Raw genomic sequence first — 20,560 nt, 5'->3', positions numbered from 1 at the left:
AAAACTTTGTAATTCCTTGCGCTTTCCCGCTGCGGCAAGGCAGCCCTGCGGGACCGAAAGCCGCTTCCCGGCCCGCAAAATGCCGTGTTAGAACCCCGGCAATCGCATTTAGGCTAAGAACTGGCGGGAGCAAATGAAGAATATCCTGGACGCCCTCGAAGACCGTCGCGCCGGCGCAAAGCTCGGCGGCGGTGAGAAGCGCATCGAGGCGCAGCACGCGCGCGGCAAGCTGACCGCGCGTGAGCGCATCGAGCTCTTGCTCGACAAGGGATCGTTCGAGGAATTCGACATGTTCGTCGAGCACCGCTCCACCGAATTCGGCATGGAGAAGAACAAGGTGCCCGGCGACGGCGTGGTCACCGGCTGGGGCACCGTCAATGGCCGCAAGACTTTTGTGTTCGCCAAGGACTTTACGGTGTTCGGCGGCTCGCTCTCGGAAACGCACGCGCTGAAGATCACGAAACTCCAGGACATGGCGATGAAGGCGCGTGCGCCCATCATCGGCCTCTATGACGCGGGCGGCGCCCGCATCCAGGAAGGCGTCGCCGCGCTCGCCGGCTATTCCTATGTGTTCCGCCGCAACGTGCTCGCCTCCGGCGTGATCCCGCAGATCTCTGTCATCATGGGCCCCTGCGCCGGCGGCGACGTCTATTCGCCTGCGATGACCGACTTCATCTTCATGGTGAAGAACACCAGCTACATGTTCGTCACCGGCCCGGACGTGGTGAAGACCGTCACCAACGAGGTCGTCACGGCGGAAGAGCTCGGCGGTGCCTCAGTGCACGCCACGCGCTCCTCGATAGCCGACGGCGCCTTCGAGAACGACGTCGAGACGCTGTTGCAGATGCGGCGCCTGATCGACTTCCTGCCGTCCAACAACACCGACGGCGTGCCGGAATGGCCGAGCTTCGACGACATCGGCCGGGTCGACATGTCGCTCGACACGCTGATCCCCGACAATCCGAACAAGCCCTACGACATGAAGGAGCTGATCCTCAAGGTCGTGGACGAGGGCGACTTCTTCGAGATCGCGGACGCTTTTGCCAAGAACATCGTCACCGGCTTCGGCCGCATCGCGGGCCGCACCGTGGGCTTCGTCGCCAACCAGCCGATGGTACTGGCCGGCGTGCTCGACTCCGATGCCTCGCGCAAGGCCGCGCGCTTCGTCCGCTTCTGCGATGCCTTCAACATCCCGATCGTCACCTTCGTCGACGTGCCGGGCTTCCTGCCGGGCACCGCGCAGGAATATGGCGGCCTGATCAAGCACGGCGCCAAGCTGCTGTTTGCGTACTCCCAGTGCACCGTGCCGCTGGTCACCATCATCACCCGCAAGGCCTATGGCGGCGCCTTCGACGTCATGGCCTCCAAGGAGATCGGCGCCGACATGAACTATGCCTGGCCGACCGCCCAGATCGCGGTGATGGGCGCCAAGGGCGCGGTCGAGATCATCTTCCGCGCCGACATCGGCGACCCCGACAAGATCGCCGCGCGCACCAAGGAATACGAAGACCGCTTCCTATCTCCGTTCATTGCCGCAGAACGTGGCTACATCGACGACGTCATCATGCCGCACTCGACGCGGAAACGGATCGCAAGGGCGCTGTCGATGCTGAAGGACAAGAAGGTGGAAACGCCGGCGAAGAAGCACGACAATTTGCCGTTGTAGAGCGCACTTGTAGCCCGGATGAGCGTAGCGACATCCGGGTTTTCTATCCAAGTCCCGCATGTCGCTTCGCTCATGCGGGCTACTGATTCTGTTTCTGAGTTGGCATCCTCGATCCAAATCCAATGACCGACAGCGATCCGACCGACGAGATTTCAGACATCGAAGCGCGGATCGAGGCTTTGGCCGAGATCGCCGAGCGATGTCGGAAGTACATCCTGGCATCAAAGCTCGCGATCGGTGGCGGGGCTGCGCTGTTGCTGATCACGATCCTCGGCTTGTTCGGGATGGGTCAGACCGCCGCGCTCGGATCGATCGCTCTGGTGCTCGGCGGGATCGTCTCGCTCGGTTCGAACGTCAGCACGCTGCGGCAGACGGAGGGTGCGATCGGTGATGCGGAGGCGCTTCGGTCTCAACTGATCAGCCGCATCGACCTTCGCGTGGTCGCGGATGCGCCGATGAAGCTCGTGTAACCGAGCAGCCTTACGCCGCAACCCTGCGCGACAGCACCTGCAGCTCCTCGCGGCATTCGGCTGCGAACGCCTGAAGCTGCTCCGCGGTTTGCCGGTCGAGGATCGCTTTTGCCAGTCTTTCGGCGCGGGCAAGCTGGTCTCTGAGATATGCGATGCGGGCCATGTGTCACCTTCCGCAGGGTTGATTTGATGGCCGAGCCTACGGCCGCCGTCGGGTTAGATATGTGCGGAGCATCACGTTCGGTGCGTAGGGTGGATTAGCGACAGCGTAATCCACCAAGGTTCATCGGATAGGGAAGTGGCGGATTACGCTTCGCTAATCCGCCCTACGAACTACGAACTACGAACGCGCCGCGTCCGCCGCCGCGAAATGCGCCATCTGGTCCGCGTGGGCTTTTGCGAACGCTGGGCGGCTGGTGGCGCGTGCAACATAGGCGCGGCAGGCGGGACTGTCCGCGAGCCCACCGAACTGATCGACGACGCGCAGCACGTCGGCCATCAGGATGTCGGCGACGGAGAACGTGCCTGCCAGCCATTCGCGGTTGGCCAGCACCGCCTCCATGTGCTTGAGGCGGAGTTTGAGGAAGTCGTCCACGAATTTCCACGCCGCCGTATCGGTCGGATGTCCCATGAACTTCGACATCCCCCAGGGCAGGCTCGCCATCTCCACCGAATTGAGCGCGGCGAACAGCCATTCCGTGGCCTCGTTGCGGCCGCGCGGATCTGATGGCATCAGCTTCGCGCTGAGGCCGCCGAGATGTAGCAGGATCGCGCCGCTCTCGAAGATCGAGAGATCGCCGTCGGTCAGCCATGGCACCTGCCCGAACGGCTGGTGCGCAAGATGCTCGGCGCCGCGCCCGTCGAACGGCGCGCTCGCGACGCGATAGGGCAATGCGGCCTCCTCGAGCGCCCAGCGCACCCGTAGGTCGCGCACGAAACCGCGCGGGGGCGGGGGAACCCAGTCGAAGGTGGTGAGGGTGAGGTCGGGCATGTGGTGTCTCCGTCTGCTGTTCAGGCATAGGACGGGCGAGAGATGCGCGTTCCGACACCGGTGCCGTCCTTTTTTGTCGTCGCCGACGTGACCGGCTAGTCTCACCCAAGCAACAGGAGGAAACCCGATGCCGTCAGCCTTCTTCGTCGTTCGCGCCACCGTCACCGAAGCCGGCAGGCGCGCCGCCTTCGATAGATGGTACGAGACGGAACATCTGCCCGACGCGGTGAAGGTGTTCGGTGTGGCTAAGGCCTGGCGGTTCTGGAGCCTCGACGATCCGTCACTGCATCAGGCGATGTTTCAGTTCGAGAGCGAGGCTGCGCTGCACGCCATGTTGAAGGGCGATGCGCTGACGCAGCTGGTGGCCGATTTCAACCGCGATTGGCCCGACGTGACGCGCACGCGCGAGTTGCTGGTGCTGGCGCAGGAGTTTGGGAAATAGAGCACCGGGCTACGGCGCTGCGAATCCTCTCTGTCACCTGCGCAACGAAGCTGAACGCGCGATTCAGCTTCGGTTCATGTCGTCGCCGCGACACTTCCTCTGCATCACTGGCACGACCATCCAAGAGGAAAGAAGTCATGGAGCGCCGGAACTTTTTAAAATTTGCAATCGGTGTCGCGGCCGGAGCTGCCGCGTTCACCACTGCCGCACAGGCCGCGCCGCTGGCGCCGCAGCCGCTCGGTGATGGCAGGATGCCGCAAGGTAATCCCGACGCTCATCCCGCAGTCACCAGCAGCGAAGAGGCCGCGCAGTTGAAGCCGGAGCAGGTGCACTGGCACGGCCGTCACCGTCATTGGGGTTGGCGCCGCCGTCACTGGGGCTGGCATCGCCGGCGCTGGCACCGCCGCCATTGGTAAGCTTCGCGCTAAGCGAGGCTCGAACGGGGACCGCGATCACGGTCCCCGTTCTGATTCGAAACATCCCGGTGCGACGTCAGGCGCTCAAAAAGAAAATGGCCGCGCAGGCTTTCGCCGCGCGGCCATTTCGCTATGCGAAGAACGAGATCAGAACGGGCGGCAGCGGCCGGCGTACCAGCGGAAGCCGTAGGGGCACACGCGCGCGCGCGGCACGACCACGACAGGGGCCGGCGCAACCACGATCGGACCCGGGCGGACAACGACCGGACCGCGCATCGGGCGGCAGCCGCCATAGGCGCCGCGATACCAGCCGGGGCCGCAACCGCCGGCGGCGCTGGCCGCCTCGCTGAAACCAACGACCGCGCTGGCGAGCATCACGGCGGCAAACAGGTATTTCATTTGATCTTCCTTCTCGTCCTTGGGGAGGTTTTGCGGGCAGGATTGGGGCAGCTTCTAGGAGGGCTTGGCACTTTCGGCGCACCATGAATCAAAAGACACGATTCGACACGTTAAAATCGCAACATGCCGACACGACGCGAGCCAAATCTGCCAATCATGACCTGAATGCGGCATGAACATTCCCCGCACGCGGCTCCGGACGACAGCAATGTCGCTAGCGGCCGAGAAAGCCCAGGACCAGCTCCTTGTACTTCTCCGGTGATTCCAGGAAGACGAGATGGCCGGTGTCCGGAATCACCTCAGCCCGCCCGTTCGGCATCTTCGCCGCGAGTGCCTTCGCAAGCTCGGCGTTCTGCCCCATTTTCGCGCGCAGCGACTCCGGCGCGTTCGGCCGGCCCGGTGCGTTGTGGTCGTCGGCACCCATGATGAACAGCGTCGGCTCGGTGATCAGTGCGACCTCGTGCGCCACCGGCTCGCGATAGATCATCTGGCCGGAACTGACGAAGGCGCGCAGCCAGCGCGGATAATCAGGGCTGCCCTTGATGTTGAAGCGGGCATCGATGAACGGCGTAATCGCCTCCGCCGGCAGCTTGATCGCGTAATTGGTCTGCAGCTGCTTGCGATAGCCATCGGCCGTGAGCTTGTCCTCGGCCTCGATGATCTTCTCGGTCGGCGTCGGCGGCACATACAGGCGGTAGTCTTCCAGCCCGATTGGGGCCGTCAGAACAAGGTGAGCGACGCGGTCGGGATAGGCGCGGGCGATGCGGACGCCCAGCATGCCGCCGAGCGAATGGGCGACGATCTCGGCCTTGTCGATCTTGAGATGATCGAGCAGCGCGATGGTGTTGCGCGCCAGATTGTCGAAATGCAGCTCGCCCGTCGGCTTGGAAGATTTGCCGAAGCCGATCTGGTCCGGCACCACGACGCGGAAGCCGGCCTCGCTCAGCATCTTGATAACAGGCGCCCAGTAGCTCGACGGGAAGTTGCGCCCGTGCAGCAGCACGACGGTGCGGCCGTTCGGCTGCGCCGGCGGCACGTCCATATAAGCCATGCTGAGCTGCTCGCCGTCATTGACAAGAGGCAGCAGGTGCACGGGATAGGGATAGGCAAAGCCTTCGAGCGCGATGCCGTAAGGCTCGCGCGGGGCGGTGTCGGCGGCGCGGGTGGAGGTGAGCGGAGAGGCGATGAGGGCGGCGACGAGCGCGGCCCAAGCGAAGCGGTTCATGGAGTCTCTGAGGGTCATGGAACGATGGTTCGCATAATGACGTGGACGGCCGCGGGTCAAGCCCGGCCGCGGCGAGAGACGTCGTTCACACGGAGTTGTGTCTAGTCCCGCCCGTCACCGAACAACGCGGCAAACTGCTTCTCGCCGGTTCGGGTGAAATTCACCACGCGGCTGCCGGGCGTAGCGTCGCGCGCGGCCCATTTCAGCTCGGCAAAACGCTGCATCATGGCGGCGCCCAGCGTGCCGGCGAGATGGTGGCGCCGCTCGCTCCAGTCGAGACAGGCCTTGCACACGGGGCGGCGGGGATGGGTGAGCATGTCGGGCGAGATCTGCAGATGCTTCGCCAGGAAGCGCTCGCCATCCGCCGTCAGCTCGATCTCCTGCTTCCTCTGCTTGACCAGGTTTTTCGCGCGCAGGGTGTCGAGCATCTGCACGCCGAGATCGCCGGCGAGATGGTCGTAGCAGATCCGCGCTCGCCGCAACGCCGGATCCTTCGGCCCGGTGCGCACGCGCATGTGGCCGGTCCGCGCGGCAAGGCCCGCAAGGCCCTCCAGCACGCCGGCGACGTCGTCGTCGGTGAGGCGGTAGTAGCGGTGGCGGCCTTGCTTCTCCGGCTCGATCAGGCCGCCGGCCTCGAGCTTGGAAAGATGCGAGCTCGCGGTCTGCGGCGTGATGCCGGCCTCCTGCGCCAGCTCGCTCGCGGTGAGCGCGCGGCCATTCATCAGCGCCGTGAGCATATTGGCGCGTGCGGGATCGCCGACGAGCGAGGCGATCATGGCGATGTCTGGACCTGATTTCATGCTTCGATGGTAGCCGAAGCATTGCGGTCGGGCAAGCGCGTAGCGTGGGGTTGCTCGTCATTGCGAGGAGCCCGTGACAAAATTGCGAAGCAATTTTGCACTGGCGACGAAACAATCCAGGCTGCCTCCGCAGAGGGATTCCTGGATTGCTTCGCTGCGCTCGCAATGACGGTTTGGAACCAGAGGAGCCCATCATGTCCATCACCGTCTTCATCCGTTACCAGCTCGATCCCTTCAAGCGTGCGCAGTTCGAGGAGTATTCGAAGCGCTGGCTCACCATCATCCCGAAATGCGGCGGCGATCTGATCGGCTATTTCATGCCGCACGAGGGCACCAACAACATCGCGTTTGCACTGATCACCTTCGAGAGTCTCGCTGCGTATGAGGCTTATCGCGCCCGGCTGCGTCAGGATACGGAAGGCATGGCGAACTTCCACTTCGCCGAGGAGCACAAATTCATCCTCGCGGAAGAGCGCACGTTTCTGCGCCAAGTGGTCTTGTAAGTGATATTGTAGGCCATCAACGACAGGAGAGACGCCCATGATCGCCGTGATCTTCGAGGTCTGGCCGAAGCCGGAACACCGCCAGGATTATTTCGACCTCGCGGCCGACCTCAAGCCGATCCTGCAAACCATCGACGGCTTCATCTCGGTCGAGCGTTTCGAGAGCCTGACCGACAAGGGCAAAATCTTGTCGGTGTCGTTCTGGCGGGACGAGGCGGCCGTGCAAGCCTGGCGCAACACGATGGAGCACCGCCGCACCCAGGCCAAGGGCCGCGCGAAAATCTTCGCCGATTATCATTTGCGTATCGCCAGCGTCATCCGTGACTACAGCATGAATGATCGCGAGCAGGCGCCGAAGGATAGCCGCGCGGTGCACGATGCGCACTAGCGCGCGCCGCGGCACGTCCCCATCTCTGCGCGGCCAACAAGGGAGAGAAACATGCACGTGACAACTGCTGACAAGCGCGCGACCTTCAGGAAGATGCACGAGAGCGGCTGCTTCATCCTGCCCAATCCGGTCGACGTCGGCAGCGCGAAAGCGTTGCAGCACCTCGGTTTCAAGGCACTCGCGTCGTCGAGTGCGGGCTTTGCCTGGACCATCGGCAAGGCCGACAACCACGTCTCCGTCGAGGACGTATGTCAGCATCTGGCGGCATTGAGCACGTCCGTCGACATCCCGGTGAACGCGGATTTCGAAGGCGGCTTTGCAGTCGAGCCGGACAAGGTCGCGGACAATGTCGAGCGCTGTGTGCGCACCGGCGTTGCCGGCCTGTCGATCGAGGATTCCTCCGGCGACAAGGACAAGCCGATCTACGAGCGCGCGCTCGCAGTCGAGCGCATCAAGGCGTCGCGCAAGGCGATCGGCGATAGCGGCGCGCTGCTGGTTGGTCGCTGCGAGGCTTATCTGTGGGGCGTGACCGACCTCAAGCTCGTCATCGACCGGCTCACCGCTTACGCCGATGCCGGCGCCGATTGCCTCTACGCGCCGGGCCTGAAGAGCCGCGAGGACATCGCCGCGGTGGTGAAGGCTGTCGCACCCAAACCATTCAACCTGCTGATCGGCGGCTCCGGGCTGTCATTGCAGGAGGCTGCCGATCTCGGCGTGCGCCGGATCAGCGTCGGCGGTTCGCTCGCTCGCGCCGCCTGGGGCGGCTTCATGCGGGCCGCGAAAGAAATGGCGGAGAAGGGCACCTTCGCGGAGCTCGCGAGCGGCTATCCCGGCGGCGAGCTCAACAAGATGTTCAGCTAAAGACAAACGAAAGCGGCAGGATCTGAAATCCCGCCGCTGTCGCATATTGTTGCAAATCGTTACTTCGCGCCGTCGGCCGGTGCGGGCGTATCCGGGGTCGGCTTGCTCGGCGCGGCGCCCGTGGTCACGCCCGGCCCGGTGTTGGTGCGCGGCGTCACGTCGCGCATGCCGGGAGGTGCAGCCGGATTGGTAGCCGGCGCCTGCTGGGCGGTCTGCGTCGCCGGCGTGGTGCTCGCCTGGTTGCTGGTGCCGGTGTTGTTCAGGCCGTAGAACACGGCACCCAGCACCAAGGCGATGGCCACGGCGAACAGGGCTACTTTGCCGCTGGAGGCGGGGCCTTCGCCAAGCTCAGGGTCGACCTGAAGCTGGGCATCCCGTCGCGCCGCATTGCGATACTCATCATCGGCGAGATTCGGGCGGTACGGATCGTTGATAAAACGGTCGTCAGCCATCGATTGGTTCTCCTCGATTATTGCGGCGGGACAACCCGTGGATGCGAGATTCTGTTCCGCCCTCCTTAATGCTTTCGTCGCATGTTGCGCCCGCGGCGGGAATCGGGAACCTGTTCGCTGGGGAACCTGAAGCGTAAGCTCCGCTGACGGAAGGGAACAAAGCCATGTGGAGCTTGCCGCCGAGCGACAGCGTGCTGCATCTGTTGTCGCTGGTTGCGGTCGTGGCGCAAGGCATGACCGCCGCGCTCGCTGCCGGCCGCCGCAGCATGGATTGGCTCGGCGTCTGCTTCCTCGGCTGCATCACGGCGCTCGGCGGCGGCACCTTGCGCGATCTCTTTCTCGGTCATTATCCGCTGGCCTGGGTGCAAAATCCCATCTACCTCGCGCTGGCCGGCGGCGCAGCCTTCCTCACCATCCTGATGGCGCGGCTGGTGCACCGGCTGAAACTGGCCTTCATCGTGCTCGATGCTATCGGCCTCGTCGTCTTCACCATGACCGGCTGCGACATCGCCTGGCAGATGGATGCCACGCTGCCGATCGTCATCGTCTCCGGCATGGTGACCGGTTGCGCCGGCGGCGTCTTGCGGGACGTGCTCTGCAATGACGTGCCGTTGCTGTTCCGCTCCGAGCTCTATGCCAGTGTCTCGGTGGTGACGGGACTGTTCTATGCGACCGCCTTTGGCCTCAAGCTGAACGCCGAGCTCTGGACCATTTTGACGTTCGTCCTCGGCATCAGTTTTCGCCTGCTGGCGGTGCGCTACAAATGGGAAATGCCGAAATTCGTGTTCACGGAAGAGGAGGAGCGGTAGGTCTTCTTCCTTACCTCGCCCCGCTTGCGGGGAGAGGTCGACGCGCGAAGCGTGGCGGGTGAGGGGGGCTCTCCGCGAGTCCAAGTGTCACGATTGTCGCCGAAGCAGCCCCTCACCCCAACCCTCTCCCCGTAAGAACGGGGCGAGGGAGCGTACCGTCGCGGCCGCGCGAGGTTCGTTCGTTACGGCTCCTGCTTCCGCGCCTTGGCGACCTGCGCCGGCGTCACCAGCGGAGCGGCGTTGCCCCAGGAATTGCGGATGTAGTTCGTCACCGCCGCGACCTCTTGGTCGGAGAGCTGGTTGGAATAGGCCGGCATCTCCCCGGTGTTGGGCGCGCGCGGCGTGGTCACGGTGTGGGCGCCGTCGAGGATGATCCGCAAGGTCGAGGACGGATTGACCGATTGCAGCAGCGCGTTGGCAGGCAGCGGCGGATAGATGCGCGGTGCGCCGGATCCGTCGGCCTCATGGCAGGCGATGCAGAGCTTGGCGTAGACGGCTTGGCCGGCCTTCATCTCGGGATCGTCAGGCGGCGTCACGATCGTCTCACGCCGCGCCGGCGGCAGGTCCTTGAGGTAAACCGCGATCGCGCGCACGTCGGCATCGCTCATCTTCGAAGTCGAGTTGACGACCACTTCTGCCATCAGCCCGCTGGCATGGCTCCTGGCGTTGCGCCCGCTCTGAAGATATTCCGTGACGTCCTCGACGCTCCACGATTTCAGCCCGGTGCGGGCGGCGCCATCGAGCCGTGGCGCGTACCAGCCGCCGACCTCGTTGCCCGCGAGTGCCTGCGCCTGCTTGTTCGCGCCAAAATAGTTCTTCGGCGTGTGGCAGGCGCCGCAATGGCCGAGCCCGGTGACGAGATAGCCGCCCCGATTCCACACCGCGCTCTGGCTCTGGTCCGGCTCGAACAGCCCGGGCTTGAAATACACCATGTTCCAGATCCGCATCAGGCCGCGATGGCTAAACGGCCAGCGTAGCTCCGGCGGCTTGTTGCGGCTCGTGACGGCCGCGAGCGTTCCGAGATAGGCGCGGATCGCTAGTGTGTCGTCTTTCGTCATCCGCGTGAAATAGGGGTAGGGGAACGCCGGGTAATAGTTCGAGCCGTCGGGCGCGACGCCGGTGCGCACGGCGCGGGTGAAGTCGGCGTCGGTCCAGCCGCCGATGCCGGTGTCGCGGTCCGGCGTCAGGTTCGGCGCGTAGATCGCGCCGAACGGCGTGTCGATGCGCTTTCCGCCCGCGAACGGTTTGGCGGGATCGGCGGTGTGGCAGCCGGCACAGTCGCCGGCCTCCACCAGCGCCTTGCCGGTGGCGATCAGCTCCGGTGAAGGCTCGGCAGCGACGGCCGCGCTCGCAACCGCACTGCACAACGCCAGACCCACGAGAGCCAGGCCAGCCAGAATCGTCCGCATCGAAAGCCTCTCCTGCGCCCCATCGACGCCGTCCCGGATGACCGGGCGTCAATTCGTTGCGCGACGGCGGGGGTATGGTGACACAAAATGAAAATCGCGGATGCCAATGCAGCCACGAAATTGCGATTTTTACCCGGCGCTGCCTTTGGTCCAGAATTGTGATGCGGAGCGTGAAATATCCGACATAGAGTGGCGGAAATGGTCGGCGCGCCCTAGCTAAAAACAACGGGCAGGCAACGGCTTAAGCAGCCAAGCGCTCAAAAGGGCGGAAGAGGACATAATGGGCATCAACCAGGGTCCGATCAGTCTCGATCAGAAATACACCCAGGACACCGGACATATTTTCACGACCGGCATTCAGGCCCTGGTCCGCCTGCCGATGGCCCAGATCCGGCGCGACCGTGCCGCGGGGCTGAACACCGCGGGCTTCATCTCCGGCTATCGCGGCTCGCCGCTCGGCGGCTACGACCAGCAGCTCTTCGCCGCGCGCAAGCATCTCGAGCAGTACAACATCAAGTTCCAGCCCGGCGTGAACGAAGATCTGGCCGCGACCGCGGTCTGGGGCTCGCAGCAGCTCAACCTCTCGCCCGGCGCCAAGTATGACGGCGTGGTCGGCATCTGGTACGGCAAGGGCCCCGGCGTCGATCGCTGCGGCGACGTCTTCCGCCACGGCAATGCCGCGGGCTCGGCCAAGAACGGCGGCGTCTTGTGTCTCGCCGGCGACGACCACGGCGCAAAATCCTCGACGGTCCCGCATCAGTCCGACCACGCCTTCATGTCGGCGCTGATGCCCTATCTCTATCCCTCGAGCGTCCACGAGATGATCGAGATGGGTCTTCTCGGTATCGCGATGTCGCGCTATTCGGGCTGCTGGGTCGGCATGAAGGTGATCACGGAGACGGTGGAGACCACCGCCGAGATCGACCTTACCGACGAGATGACGCCGTTCGTGATCCCGACCGATTTCGAGATGCCCGAAGGCGGCCTCAATCTGCGCTGGCCCGACGACCGCTTCGCCCAGGACCGCCGCCTGCAGGACTACAAGGGCTTTGCCGCGATCGCCTTTGCGCGCGCCAACAAGGTCAATCGTGTCACGATGGATTCGCCGAATGCCCGCTACGGCATCATGGCGTCCGGCAAGAGCTACGAGGATATCCGTCAGGCGCTGCGCGAGCTCGGTATCACGCCCGAGGTCGCCGCCAAGATCGGACTTCGATTGTACAAGATCGGCATGCCCTGGCCTCTGGAGCCGGAAGGCGTCAGGCAATTCGCCGTGGGCCTCGAGGAAATCTTCATCATCGAAGAGCGCCGCGAGATCGTCGAAAATCAAGTGAAGCAGGAGCTGTTCAACTGGCGCGACGATGTCCGTCCCCGGATCATCGGAAAGATGGACGACCACGACAAGCGCTTCCTCCCCTTTGCCGAAGAACTCAGCGTCGCCTCACTGGCCAGCTCGCTCACCGAGCGTCTGCTTCGACTTGATCTCAATCCCGAAATTGCAACGATGCTGCGCGCCAAGGCCGATTGGTTCAACGGCCGCCAGGCGTCGCAAATGCAGGCGACCGCGCCTGTCGCCCGCACCCCGTATTTCTGCTCCGGCTGCCCGCACAACACATCGACCAAGGTGCCCGAAGGTAGTCGCGCCTTTGCCGGCATCGGTTGCCACTTCATGGCCCTGTGGATGGATCGCTCGACCGAGACCTTCACACACATGGGCGGCGAGGGTGTGCCGTGGGTCGGCGTTGCCCCCTTCACCAAGGAAGAGCACGTGTTCGCCAATCTCGGCGACGGCACGTATTTCCACTCCGGCAGCCTCGCGATCCGCCAGGCGATCGCCTCCGGCGCCAACATCACCTACAAGATCCTCTATAACGACGCGACCGCGATGACCGGCGGCCAGCATGTCGACGGCGAATTGTCGCCGCAGCAGATCACCTTCCAGCTTCACAGCGAAGGCATCCGCGAGATCTATCTGGTCTCGGAAAACCCCGACGCCTATCCGGCGAACGAGATCGCGCCCGGCGTCAAGACCGCGCATCGTGACGAGCTCGATGCGGTCCAGAAAACCCTGCGCAAGGTCAAGGGCGCGTCCGCCATCGTCTTCGTGCAGACTTGCGCCGCCGAGAAGCGCCGCCGCCGCAAGCGCGGCACGATGGAGGATCCCGCGCGCCGTGTGCTCATCAATCCCGCGGTGTGTGAAGGCTGCGGCGATTGTTCGGTGCAATCGAACTGCATTTCGGTCGAGCCGCTGGAGACCGAGTTCGGCCGCAAGCGCGCCATCAACCAGTCGACCTGCAACAAGGATTATTCCTGCGTCAAAGGCTTTTGCCCGTCCTTCGTCACGGTCGACGGCGGCAAGATGCGCAAGCGCGCGCCGGCGGGCGTCGGCGATATTGGCGCGCTGCCCGAGCCGGCATCGCGCCCGAACCTGGACAAGCCCTACAACATCGCTGTCGGCGGCGTCGGCGGGACCGGCGTGCTGACCATCGGCGCGCTGCTCGGCATGGCCGCCCATATCGAGGGCAAGGCCTCGATGATCCTCGACATGTCGGGTCTGGCGCAAAAGGGTGGGGCGGTGCTGAGCCACGTCCGCCTGTCTGATCATCCGGCCGAGGTGACCTGCTCGCGCATCGTCACCGGCACGGCCGATGTCGTGCTCGCAGCCGACGAGGTGGTCGCGGTTGCCAAGGACACCATCTCGCTCTGCGACAGCAGCCGCACCCGCGGCATCATCAACAGCCACGTCATTCCCACCGCCGACTTCGTCCTCAACCGCGATTTCAATTTCCAGACCCGCAAGCTGAACGGGTTGCTGGAGACCGCGCTGCACAAGGACTCGGTATTCTTCGACTTCACCAAGCCGGCCGAACAGCTGCTCGGCGACAGCATCGCCACCAACATGATGATGATGGGCTACGCCTATCAGAAGGGCCTCTTGCCGTTGTCGGCGGAAGCGATCGAGCAGGCGATCGAGGTCAACGGCGTCTCGATCAAGATGAACAAAGAGGCCTTCCGCCTCGGCCGCCTCGCGGTCGCCGACCCCCAGCGCCTCGCCGATATGCTGAAGGGAACGGACGAGGCCGTTGCGCCCAGGACCCTGGACGCCATGACGCTCGACGAACTCGTCGAGCACCGCGCCAAGCATCTCACCGCCTATCAGAACGGCCGGCTGGCCAAGCGCTACCGCAAGCTGGTGGACCAGGTCAGCGACGCCGCCAGGCAGGGCGGCTATGACGAGGCGCTGACGCGCGCCGTTGCGGTCAACTACGCGAAACTGCTGGCCTACAAGGACGAATACGAAGTCGCGCGCCTTTATACCGACGGCGCGTTCGAAAAGCAGCTTCGCGACCAATTCGAGGGCGACTTCAAGTTCAACTTCAACCTGGCCCCGCCTATTCTCAGCAGGGGCGTCGATGCGCTCGGCCGCCCGAAGAAGCGCGCCTTCGGCCCGTGGATGCTTCCGGTGTTCCGCGTGCTGGCAAAATTCAAGTTCTTGCGCGGCACGTCACTCGACATCTTCGGTCGCAGCGCCGACCGCAAGCTCGAACGCGATCTGATCACCGGCTACGAGAAGGACGTCGCCACCGTGCTCGGCCTGCTGTCGCCGCTCACGATCGACACCGCGGTGGAGCTGCTGTCGTTGCCCGACCGCATCCGCGGCTACGGCCCGGTGAAGGAGAAGGCCGTAGCGGATGCCAAGGCCCGCTACGCCCAGCTCGCCGCCGACCTCGCGAACCCGCCGCCGGCTCCGCGGCAGATCGCGGCGGAGTAGAATTTTCGTGGGTGGACTCGCTAATCCACCCACCAAATTCCTGTTTGAAATCAACCACGGGTCTACTGTGCATGGGGTTGTTTTCGCAGAAAAGTGTGTTCCGATAAAACGAAACCGCTTGTGCCGTCGGGCAAAACACCTTTAGGGTTCTGCCCGTCGTTCCCGTCATTGCGAGCGTAGCGAAGCAATCCAGAAATGCGTCCGCGGAAAGATTCCTGGATTGCTTCGCTGCGCTCGCGTGACGATTCCGGAAGCAGAGGCCCTCCCACCGCACCTCGGCCATTTGCGCGAACCCGCTGCTCTCTCGCCCGGCGGAATATTTCCGCGCTTGCCAACAGGGCAGCAGCGGTTCAGAAAAAACTGGAAGTGAGAAACGCCAGCGGAGACCTTATTTGACCATCAAGGGCAAAGCCTACATTGCCGGGATCTACGAACACCCGACCCGGCATGCGCCGGACAAATCCACCGCCCAGCTCCATGCCGAGGTCGCCAAGGGCGCGATCGAGGATGCCGGGCTCAGCAAGGACGATGTCGACGGCTATTTCTGCGCGGGCGACGCCCCGGGCGGCGCCTGGCCGATGGTCGATTATCTCGGCCTGAACACCAAGAAACTCCGCCATGTCGATTCCACCGAGACCGGCGGCTGCTCCTACATCATCCATCTCGGCCACGCCGCCGAAGCGATCGCCGCGGGCAAGTGCTCGGTCGCGCTGATCACGCTGGCCGGCAAGCCGCGTACCGGCGCGATGCCGCCGCGCGCGGCCGGCGCCGAGGCCGATTTCGAGACGGCTTACGGCGCGACCACGCACAATGCCTACGGCATGTGTGCCATGCGTCACATGCACGACTACGGCACCACCAGCGAGCAGCTCGCCTGGATCAAGGTCGCGGCCTCGCACCACGCGCAATACAATCCGCATGCGATGCTCAAGGACGTCGTCACCGTCGAGGACGTCCTGAACTCGCCGATGATCTCCGATCCCTTGCATCGCATGGATTGCTGCGTCGTCTCCGACGGCGGTGGCGCGCTGATCGTGACCACGCCCGAGATCGCAAAAAGTCTGAAGAAGCCGCTGGTCAGACTGATTGGCCACGGCGAGGCGATGAAGGGCCCGCGCGGCGGCAAGGATCTCGACCTCACTTACTCCGCCGGCATCTGGTCCGGCCCGCGTGCCTTCGAGGAAGCCGGCATCACGCCGAAGGACATCAAATACGCCTCGATCTACGACAGCTTCACCATCACCGTCTTGATGCAGCTCGAAGACCTCGGCTTCTGCAAGAAAGGCGAGGGCGGCAAGTTCGTCGCCGACGGCAATCTGATCTCGGGCGTCGGCAAGCTGCCGTTCAACACCGACGGCGGTGGCCTCTGCAGCAACCATCCCGTCAACCGCGGCGGCATGACCAAGATCCTCGAGGCCGTGCGGCAGCTGCGCGGCGAGGCGCATCCGAAGGTGCAGGTCAAGAATTGCGATCTCGCCATCGCCCACGGCACCGGCGGGCTTCTCGGTGTCCGCCACGCCGCCTCGACTGCGATTCTGGAGCGCGTGTGATGAGCGAAGCCAAGAAATATCCGGCCCCGGTGACGAACCCTGAGACAGCGGCGTTCTGGGACGCGGCCAAAGAGGGCAAGTTCATGATCAAGCGCTGCACCGCCTGCGGCGAAGCGCATTACTTCCCCCGCGCGATCTGCCCGTTCTGCTACTCCGACAAGACGGTGTGGGAGGAGTCTTCGGGCGAAGGCACGATCTACACTTACAGCTTGATGCGGAAGTCGCCGACCGGTCCTTACGCGATCGGCTATGTCACGCTGAAGGAAGGACCATCGCTCCAGACCAATTTCGTCGATTGCGATCTGACGACGTTGAAGATCGGCCAGAAGGTGAAGGTGGTGTTCAAGCCGACGGACGGGGCGCCGCTGCCGTTCTTCACGCCGGCGTAGTAGGCGCGGCGAGTTCTTCCCTTCTCCCCTTGTGGGGGAAGGTGGCGCGAAGCGCCGGATGAGGGGTATCTCTCCACAGAGAGATTGTTCGATGAGGAGCGAACCCCTCACCCAAACGAGTTTGTTGCGGGCACCTTGTAGCCCTCTCCCACAAGGGGAGAGGGCGCAACAATGGGCGCCGCTCAGCTGAAGCTGCCGGGAGGAAACAACAAAAATGTCCGCCAGATACGACGAACTCAAAGGCCTCAAGAACCTCGGCCAGAAATATGCCTACACCGACCGCGAAGTGATGCTCTATGCCTACGGTATCGGCCTCGGCGCCGATCCGATGGACGAAAACGAGCTCGCCTTCGTCAACGAGGGCACGCTGACGCCGCGACCGCTCAAGGTGGTGCCGACCTTTGCGTCCGTTGCGGCGTGGGGCGCGGGTCCGGGCGAGATGAACCTCAACCGCGTGATGGTGGTCGACGGCGAGCGCGACATCACCTTCCACCAGCCGCTGCCGGTCGCCGCGCACATCACCGCCGATTCCTCCGTTGTCGAAGTCTACGATAAAGGCAAGGACAAGGGCGTCGTCATCAGCCACCAGACCGTGCTCAAGAACGAGAAGGGCGAGAAGCTGGCAACGCTGGTCGCCTCGCGCTTCGCCCGCGGCGACGGCGGCTTTGGCGGGCCGAACCTGACCCAGCCGGATCCGCACAAGATCCCGTCGCGCGCACCCGACACGACCATCGACATCGTGACGCGTCCCGACCAGGCGCTGGTCTATCGCCTCTGCGGCGACCGCAACCCGCTGCACTCCGACCCTGAGTTCGCGAAGAAAGCCGGCTTCCCGCGTCCGATCCTGCACGGCATGTGCACCTACGGCATCACCTGCCGCGGCGTGCTCCAGACCTATGCCGACTACGATGCCTCCGCCTTCCGCCAGCACGTCGCGCGGTTCTCCTCGCCGGTCTATCCCGGCGAGACCGTGACCATGGACCTCTGGAAGGACGGCAGCGTGATCTCGTTCGAAGCCAAGGTGAAGTCGCGCGGCGTCACCGTGATCAAGAACGGCAAGACGGTGTTGGGTTAGCAACACGCGACGGCCGTCGTCTCCCTCGCCCCGCACTTGCGGGGAGAGGGCGGGGTGAGGGGCTCTCACCACGAGCCGAGACGGTATTGAGACCTGTACCCCCTCACCCGGATCGCAAGGGCGATCCGACCTCTCCCCGCAAGCGGGGCGAGGTAAGAAAAACAAAACCAGGGAGAGCCACCATGGGACTACTCGACGGGAAGGTTGCGCTGATCACCGGCGCGGGCGGGGGGCTCGGTGAGGCCTACGCGAAGCTGTTCGCGCGGGAAGGGGCCTCCGTCGTCGTCAACGACCTCGGCGGGGCCCGTGACGGCTCCGGCGCCGACACATCGATGGCGCAGCTCGTGGTGGATGCGATCAAGGCCGAAGGCGGCAAGGCCGTTGCCAATCGCGCCGACATCTCCACGATGGAAGGCGGCCAGTCGGTGTTCGACGACGCCATCAAGCATTTCGGCCGCGCCGACATCCTCGTCAACAATGCCGGCATTCTGCGCGACCAGACCTTCGCCAAGGCCTCTGAGTCCGACTGGGACAAGGTCATTAAGGTGCATCTGAAGGGCACCTTTTGTTGCACCATGCCGGTGTTTCGCTGGATGCGGGAAAACGGCGGTGGCGTCATCGTCAACACCTCCTCGACCTCGGGCCTGATCGGCAATTTCGGCCAGAGCAATTACGGCGCGGCCAAAGGGGGCATCTGGGGCCTGTCCAACGTGCTGGCGATCGAGGGGCGCAAATACAACATCCGGATCTGGACGCTTGCGCCGGGCGCGCTGACCCGCATGACCGCAGACCTGCCCCGCTATAAGGAGAACCCCGGTGCGGCGCTGGGGCCGGACGGCATCGCGCCGGCCGTGCTATACATGGTCAGCGATTTGTCGGGCGACCAGACCGGCAAGGTGCTGGGCGTGTCCGGGCCCCGCGGCGTGCGCGAAATGCGGATGATGGAAATGGACGGCTGGAAGCCGCCGCACACGGGCTGGAACGCCCAGGACATCGCCGATCATGCCAAGGAGATCTTCTTCTCCGAAGAGCAGATCAAGATGGGGGCGCGGCGGTTTTAGCCATCGACAGAGAGAAACAAGGACAACGATGAAGCTCACCGCCGACGCCAAGGGCACCTTCGCAATCGCGCCGACGCCGTTCCACGATGACGGCCGGATCGACGAGCGCTCGATCGACCGCCTGACCGATTTCTACGAGGAGGTCGGCTGCGACGGCGTCACGGTGCTGGGGATCCTCGGTGAGGCGCCGAAGCTCGATGCCGCCGAGGCCGAGCAGGTGGCGGTACGCTTCGTCAAGCGCGCCAAGAAGATGCAGGTGATCGTCGGCGTCTCCGCGCCGGGTTTTGCCACCATGCGCTCGCTGGCGAAGGCCTCGATGGAGGCCGGTGCAGCCGGTGTGATGATCGCGCCGCCGCCGTCGTTGCGGACCGACGACCAGATCATCGGCTATTACAAGCAGGCGGCCGATGCCATCGGCCCCGACGTGCCCTGGGTGCTCCAGGACTATCCGCTGACCTTGTCGGTGGTGTTCACCCCCGCCGTGATCCGCAAGATCGTCACCGACAATCCGAACTGCGTCATGCTCAAGCACGAGGACTGGCCGGGGCTGGAAAAGATCTCGACGCTGCGCAATTTCCAGAAGGACGGCTCGCTGCGGCCGCTCTCGATCCTCTGCGGCAATGGCGGGCTCTTTCTGGACTTCGAGATGGAGCGCGGCGCCGACGGCGCCATGACCGGCTATGCCTTCCCCGAGCTTCTGATCGACGTCGTGCGACTTTCGAAGGAAGGCAAGCGCGACGCCGCGCATGATCTGTTCGACGCGCATCTGCCGCTGATCCGCTATGAACAGCAGCCCGGCGCGGGCCTTGCCGTGCGCAAATACGTGCTGCAGAAGCGCGGCATCATCGCCTCCAGCGCCCAGCGCAAGCCCGGCGCCACCATCACGCCCGCGGCGAAGGCAGAGGTCGAGTACCTGCTGTCGCGCGTCGCCCGCGTCGACAAGCGTGCCAATCTCGGCCCGCAATCCAGTGCCGCAGGTTAATCGAATGGCCGAGGCATCAGCATCACGCCCTGCGTCGACGATCCTCCTGCTGCGCGACGGCGCGAAGGTCGACGGCAAGAGCCGCGACGAAATTGAAGTCTTCATGATGGTCCGCCATCATCAGATCGAGTTCAATTCGGGCGCGCTGGTGTTTCCCGGCGGCAGCGTCGATGCCGGCGATCAGGAGATCGTCGCCCGCTCCGATCTGTATTCGGGCGGCGAGGGACTGAGTGAAGCGGACCGCGGATTTCGGATCGCCGCGATCCGCGAGACCTTTGAGGAAAGCGGGATCCTGCTGGCGCGGTCGAAGGATTCCGGCACGCCGGTGGATGCCAGGCGAGCCGGTGAGATCGCCGATGCGCATCGCGTCGCGCTCAACGAGCACAAGATCAGCTTCCTGAGCATTCTGGCCGATAACGGGCTCCAGCTCGCGCTCGATACGCTGGTGCCTTACGCGCACTGGATCACGCCCGAGGGGATGCCAAAACGTTTCGACACCTGGTTCTTCCTTGCGGCAGCGCCGCCCGACCAGCTCGGCGCGCATGACGGCCGGGAGTCGACCGATTCGATCTGGGTCTCGCCGCGCGAGGCGGTGGAGGGAGGCGAGAGCGGCCGCTTCAAGCTGCCGTTCCCGACCACGCGCAATCTGATCCGGCTCGCCAAGCAGGGAAGCGTGAGCGCGGCGCTGGAGCACGCCCGCGGCATGTCCGTCGTGACGGTGATGCCTGTCATGACCAAGACCGAAACCGGCCGTCAGCTCCGCATTCCCCGCGAGGCCGGCTATGACGGCGAGGTGTTCGAGGTCGAGGCGCTCGGCTAGAACACTTCGACACACAACGAAGTATCGGCGAGGGCAGACGCGCTAGGTTCCGTCCCTGACAACGGGATCGAGCGCGCGAC

General features: G+C 64.3%; 22 protein-coding genes. 15 read left to right on the top strand and 7 right to left on the bottom strand.

Translation table 11 applies throughout. From position 1 onward, the window contains the following. The first annotated feature begins 133 nt into the window (after positions 1-133). Complete coding sequence (locus FXB41_RS28325) at positions 134-1,666, top strand: acyl-CoA carboxylase subunit beta (protein ID WP_007603066.1); 1,533 nt, start codon at positions 134-136, stop codon at positions 1,664-1,666. A gap of 122 nt (positions 1,667-1,788) precedes the next feature. Next, positions 1,789-2,136, top strand: a complete 348-nt coding sequence (locus tag FXB41_RS28320) for a hypothetical protein (protein WP_219684084.1) — start codon at positions 1,789-1,791, stop codon at positions 2,134-2,136. A 10-nt stretch (positions 2,137-2,146) separates the two neighbouring features. On the opposite strand, the gene FXB41_RS28315 is transcribed toward FXB41_RS28320, so the two are convergent. Both FXB41_RS28315 and FXB41_RS28310 read right to left on the bottom strand, forming a co-directional pair. Further along, on the bottom strand, positions 2,147-2,299 hold the full coding sequence (locus FXB41_RS28315) for a hypothetical protein (protein ID WP_007603069.1): 153 nt from the start codon (positions 2,297-2,299) through the stop codon (positions 2,147-2,149). A gap of 177 nt (positions 2,300-2,476) precedes the next feature. Next, positions 2,477-3,127: a glutathione S-transferase family protein gene (locus FXB41_RS28310; protein WP_219684083.1), complete on the bottom strand. Its 651-nt coding sequence runs from the start codon at positions 3,125-3,127 to the stop codon at positions 2,477-2,479. A gap of 127 nt (positions 3,128-3,254) precedes the next feature. Between FXB41_RS28310 and FXB41_RS28305 the strand changes: the two genes are divergently transcribed. After that, positions 3,255-3,569, top strand: coding sequence for a hypothetical protein (locus tag FXB41_RS28305; RefSeq protein ID WP_007603072.1), 315 nt, complete (start codon positions 3,255-3,257; stop codon positions 3,567-3,569). Between the two features lie 137 nt (positions 3,570-3,706). Next, positions 3,707-3,985 carry a twin-arginine translocation signal domain-containing protein gene (locus tag FXB41_RS28300; RefSeq protein WP_007603073.1) on the top strand — a complete coding sequence of 93 codons (279 nt, stop codon included), beginning with the start codon at positions 3,707-3,709 and terminating at the stop codon, positions 3,983-3,985. Between the two features lie 147 nt (positions 3,986-4,132). Here FXB41_RS28300 and FXB41_RS28295 read toward each other — a convergent pair whose 3' ends face one another. The 3 genes from FXB41_RS28295 to FXB41_RS28285 form a co-directional block, all read right to left on the bottom strand. Then, the gene (locus FXB41_RS28295) at positions 4,133-4,384 is read right to left on the bottom strand and encodes a GCG_CRPN prefix-to-repeats domain-containing protein (RefSeq protein WP_007603074.1); all 252 of its coding nucleotides are present in this window, start codon (positions 4,382-4,384) and stop codon (positions 4,133-4,135) included. Positions 4,385-4,598: 214 nt separating this feature from the next. Continuing rightward, positions 4,599-5,609 (bottom strand): alpha/beta fold hydrolase, encoded by a 1,011-nt coding sequence (locus FXB41_RS28290; RefSeq protein WP_219684082.1) that lies wholly within the window; start codon positions 5,607-5,609, stop codon positions 4,599-4,601. A gap of 101 nt (positions 5,610-5,710) precedes the next feature. Beyond that, entirely contained in the window at positions 5,711-6,409 is a 699-nt protein-coding gene (locus FXB41_RS28285; protein ID WP_035994716.1) for a winged helix-turn-helix domain-containing protein, read from the bottom strand. Positions 6,410-6,603: 194 nt separating this feature from the next. Between FXB41_RS28285 and FXB41_RS28280 the strand changes: the two genes are divergently transcribed. Genes FXB41_RS28280 through FXB41_RS28270 form a run of 3 tightly spaced genes read left to right on the top strand, consistent with a single transcriptional unit; the run spans position 6,604 to position 8,161 of the window. After that, positions 6,604-6,912, top strand: coding sequence for an NIPSNAP family protein (locus tag FXB41_RS28280; protein WP_063995954.1), 309 nt, complete (start codon positions 6,604-6,606; stop codon positions 6,910-6,912). Between the two features lie 37 nt (positions 6,913-6,949). Next, entirely contained in the window at positions 6,950-7,300 is a 351-nt protein-coding gene (locus FXB41_RS28275) for an antibiotic biosynthesis monooxygenase family protein (protein ID WP_007603077.1), read from the top strand. A gap of 51 nt (positions 7,301-7,351) precedes the next feature. Next, positions 7,352-8,161: an isocitrate lyase/PEP mutase family protein gene (locus FXB41_RS28270; RefSeq protein ID WP_219684080.1), complete on the top strand. Its 810-nt coding sequence runs from the start codon at positions 7,352-7,354 to the stop codon at positions 8,159-8,161. Positions 8,162-8,220: 59 nt separating this feature from the next. On the opposite strand, the gene FXB41_RS28265 is transcribed toward FXB41_RS28270, so the two are convergent. Further along, positions 8,221-8,613, bottom strand: a complete 393-nt coding sequence (locus FXB41_RS28265; protein WP_007603078.1) for a hypothetical protein — start codon at positions 8,611-8,613, stop codon at positions 8,221-8,223. Positions 8,614-8,777: 164 nt separating this feature from the next. Here FXB41_RS28265 and FXB41_RS28260 point away from each other — a divergent pair, with 164 nt between their 5' ends. After that, complete coding sequence (locus FXB41_RS28260; protein WP_219684079.1) at positions 8,778-9,422, top strand: trimeric intracellular cation channel family protein; 645 nt, start codon at positions 8,778-8,780, stop codon at positions 9,420-9,422. Positions 9,423-9,604: 182 nt separating this feature from the next. On the opposite strand, the gene FXB41_RS28255 is transcribed toward FXB41_RS28260, so the two are convergent. After that, complete coding sequence (locus FXB41_RS28255; protein ID WP_219684078.1) at positions 9,605-10,831, bottom strand: c-type cytochrome; 1,227 nt, start codon at positions 10,829-10,831, stop codon at positions 9,605-9,607. Positions 10,832-11,111: 280 nt separating this feature from the next. Here FXB41_RS28255 and FXB41_RS28250 point away from each other — a divergent pair, with 280 nt between their 5' ends. The 7 genes from FXB41_RS28250 (at position 11,112) to FXB41_RS28220 (ending at position 20,480) form a co-directional block, all read left to right on the top strand. After that, entirely contained in the window at positions 11,112-14,603 is a 3,492-nt protein-coding gene (locus FXB41_RS28250) for an indolepyruvate ferredoxin oxidoreductase family protein (protein WP_219684077.1), read from the top strand. A gap of 392 nt (positions 14,604-14,995) precedes the next feature. Next, a complete protein-coding gene (locus FXB41_RS28245) occupies positions 14,996-16,153 on the top strand; it encodes a thiolase family protein (RefSeq protein WP_007603083.1) in 1,158 nt (385 codons plus the stop codon). Continuing rightward, positions 16,153-16,542 (top strand): Zn-ribbon domain-containing OB-fold protein, encoded by a 390-nt coding sequence (locus FXB41_RS28240; protein WP_007603084.1) that lies wholly within the window; start codon positions 16,153-16,155, stop codon positions 16,540-16,542. The genes FXB41_RS28245 and FXB41_RS28240 overlap by 1 nt, the downstream gene beginning before the upstream one ends. Before the next feature lie 214 nt (positions 16,543-16,756). Next, entirely contained in the window at positions 16,757-17,617 is an 861-nt protein-coding gene (locus FXB41_RS28235) for a MaoC family dehydratase (protein WP_007603085.1), read from the top strand. Between the two features lie 182 nt (positions 17,618-17,799). Beyond that, the gene (locus FXB41_RS28230) at positions 17,800-18,678 is read left to right on the top strand and encodes an SDR family oxidoreductase (protein WP_219684076.1); all 879 of its coding nucleotides are present in this window, start codon (positions 17,800-17,802) and stop codon (positions 18,676-18,678) included. A 28-nt stretch (positions 18,679-18,706) separates the two neighbouring features. Next, positions 18,707-19,660 (top strand): dihydrodipicolinate synthase family protein, encoded by a 954-nt coding sequence (locus FXB41_RS28225; RefSeq protein ID WP_219684075.1) that lies wholly within the window; start codon positions 18,707-18,709, stop codon positions 19,658-19,660. A 4-nt stretch (positions 19,661-19,664) separates the two neighbouring features. Next, the gene (locus FXB41_RS28220; protein ID WP_219684074.1) at positions 19,665-20,480 is read left to right on the top strand and encodes an NUDIX hydrolase; all 816 of its coding nucleotides are present in this window, start codon (positions 19,665-19,667) and stop codon (positions 20,478-20,480) included. Positions 20,481-20,560 lie beyond the last annotated feature (80 nt).

Origin of the sequence: Bradyrhizobium canariense, assembly GCF_019402665.1 — a bacterium.
GTDB classification, from domain to species: domain Bacteria; phylum Pseudomonadota; class Alphaproteobacteria; order Rhizobiales; family Xanthobacteraceae; genus Bradyrhizobium; species Bradyrhizobium canariense.
Note: the sequence above shows the minus strand (reverse complement) of the source record. Positions and strands in the feature narration are given on the sequence as shown.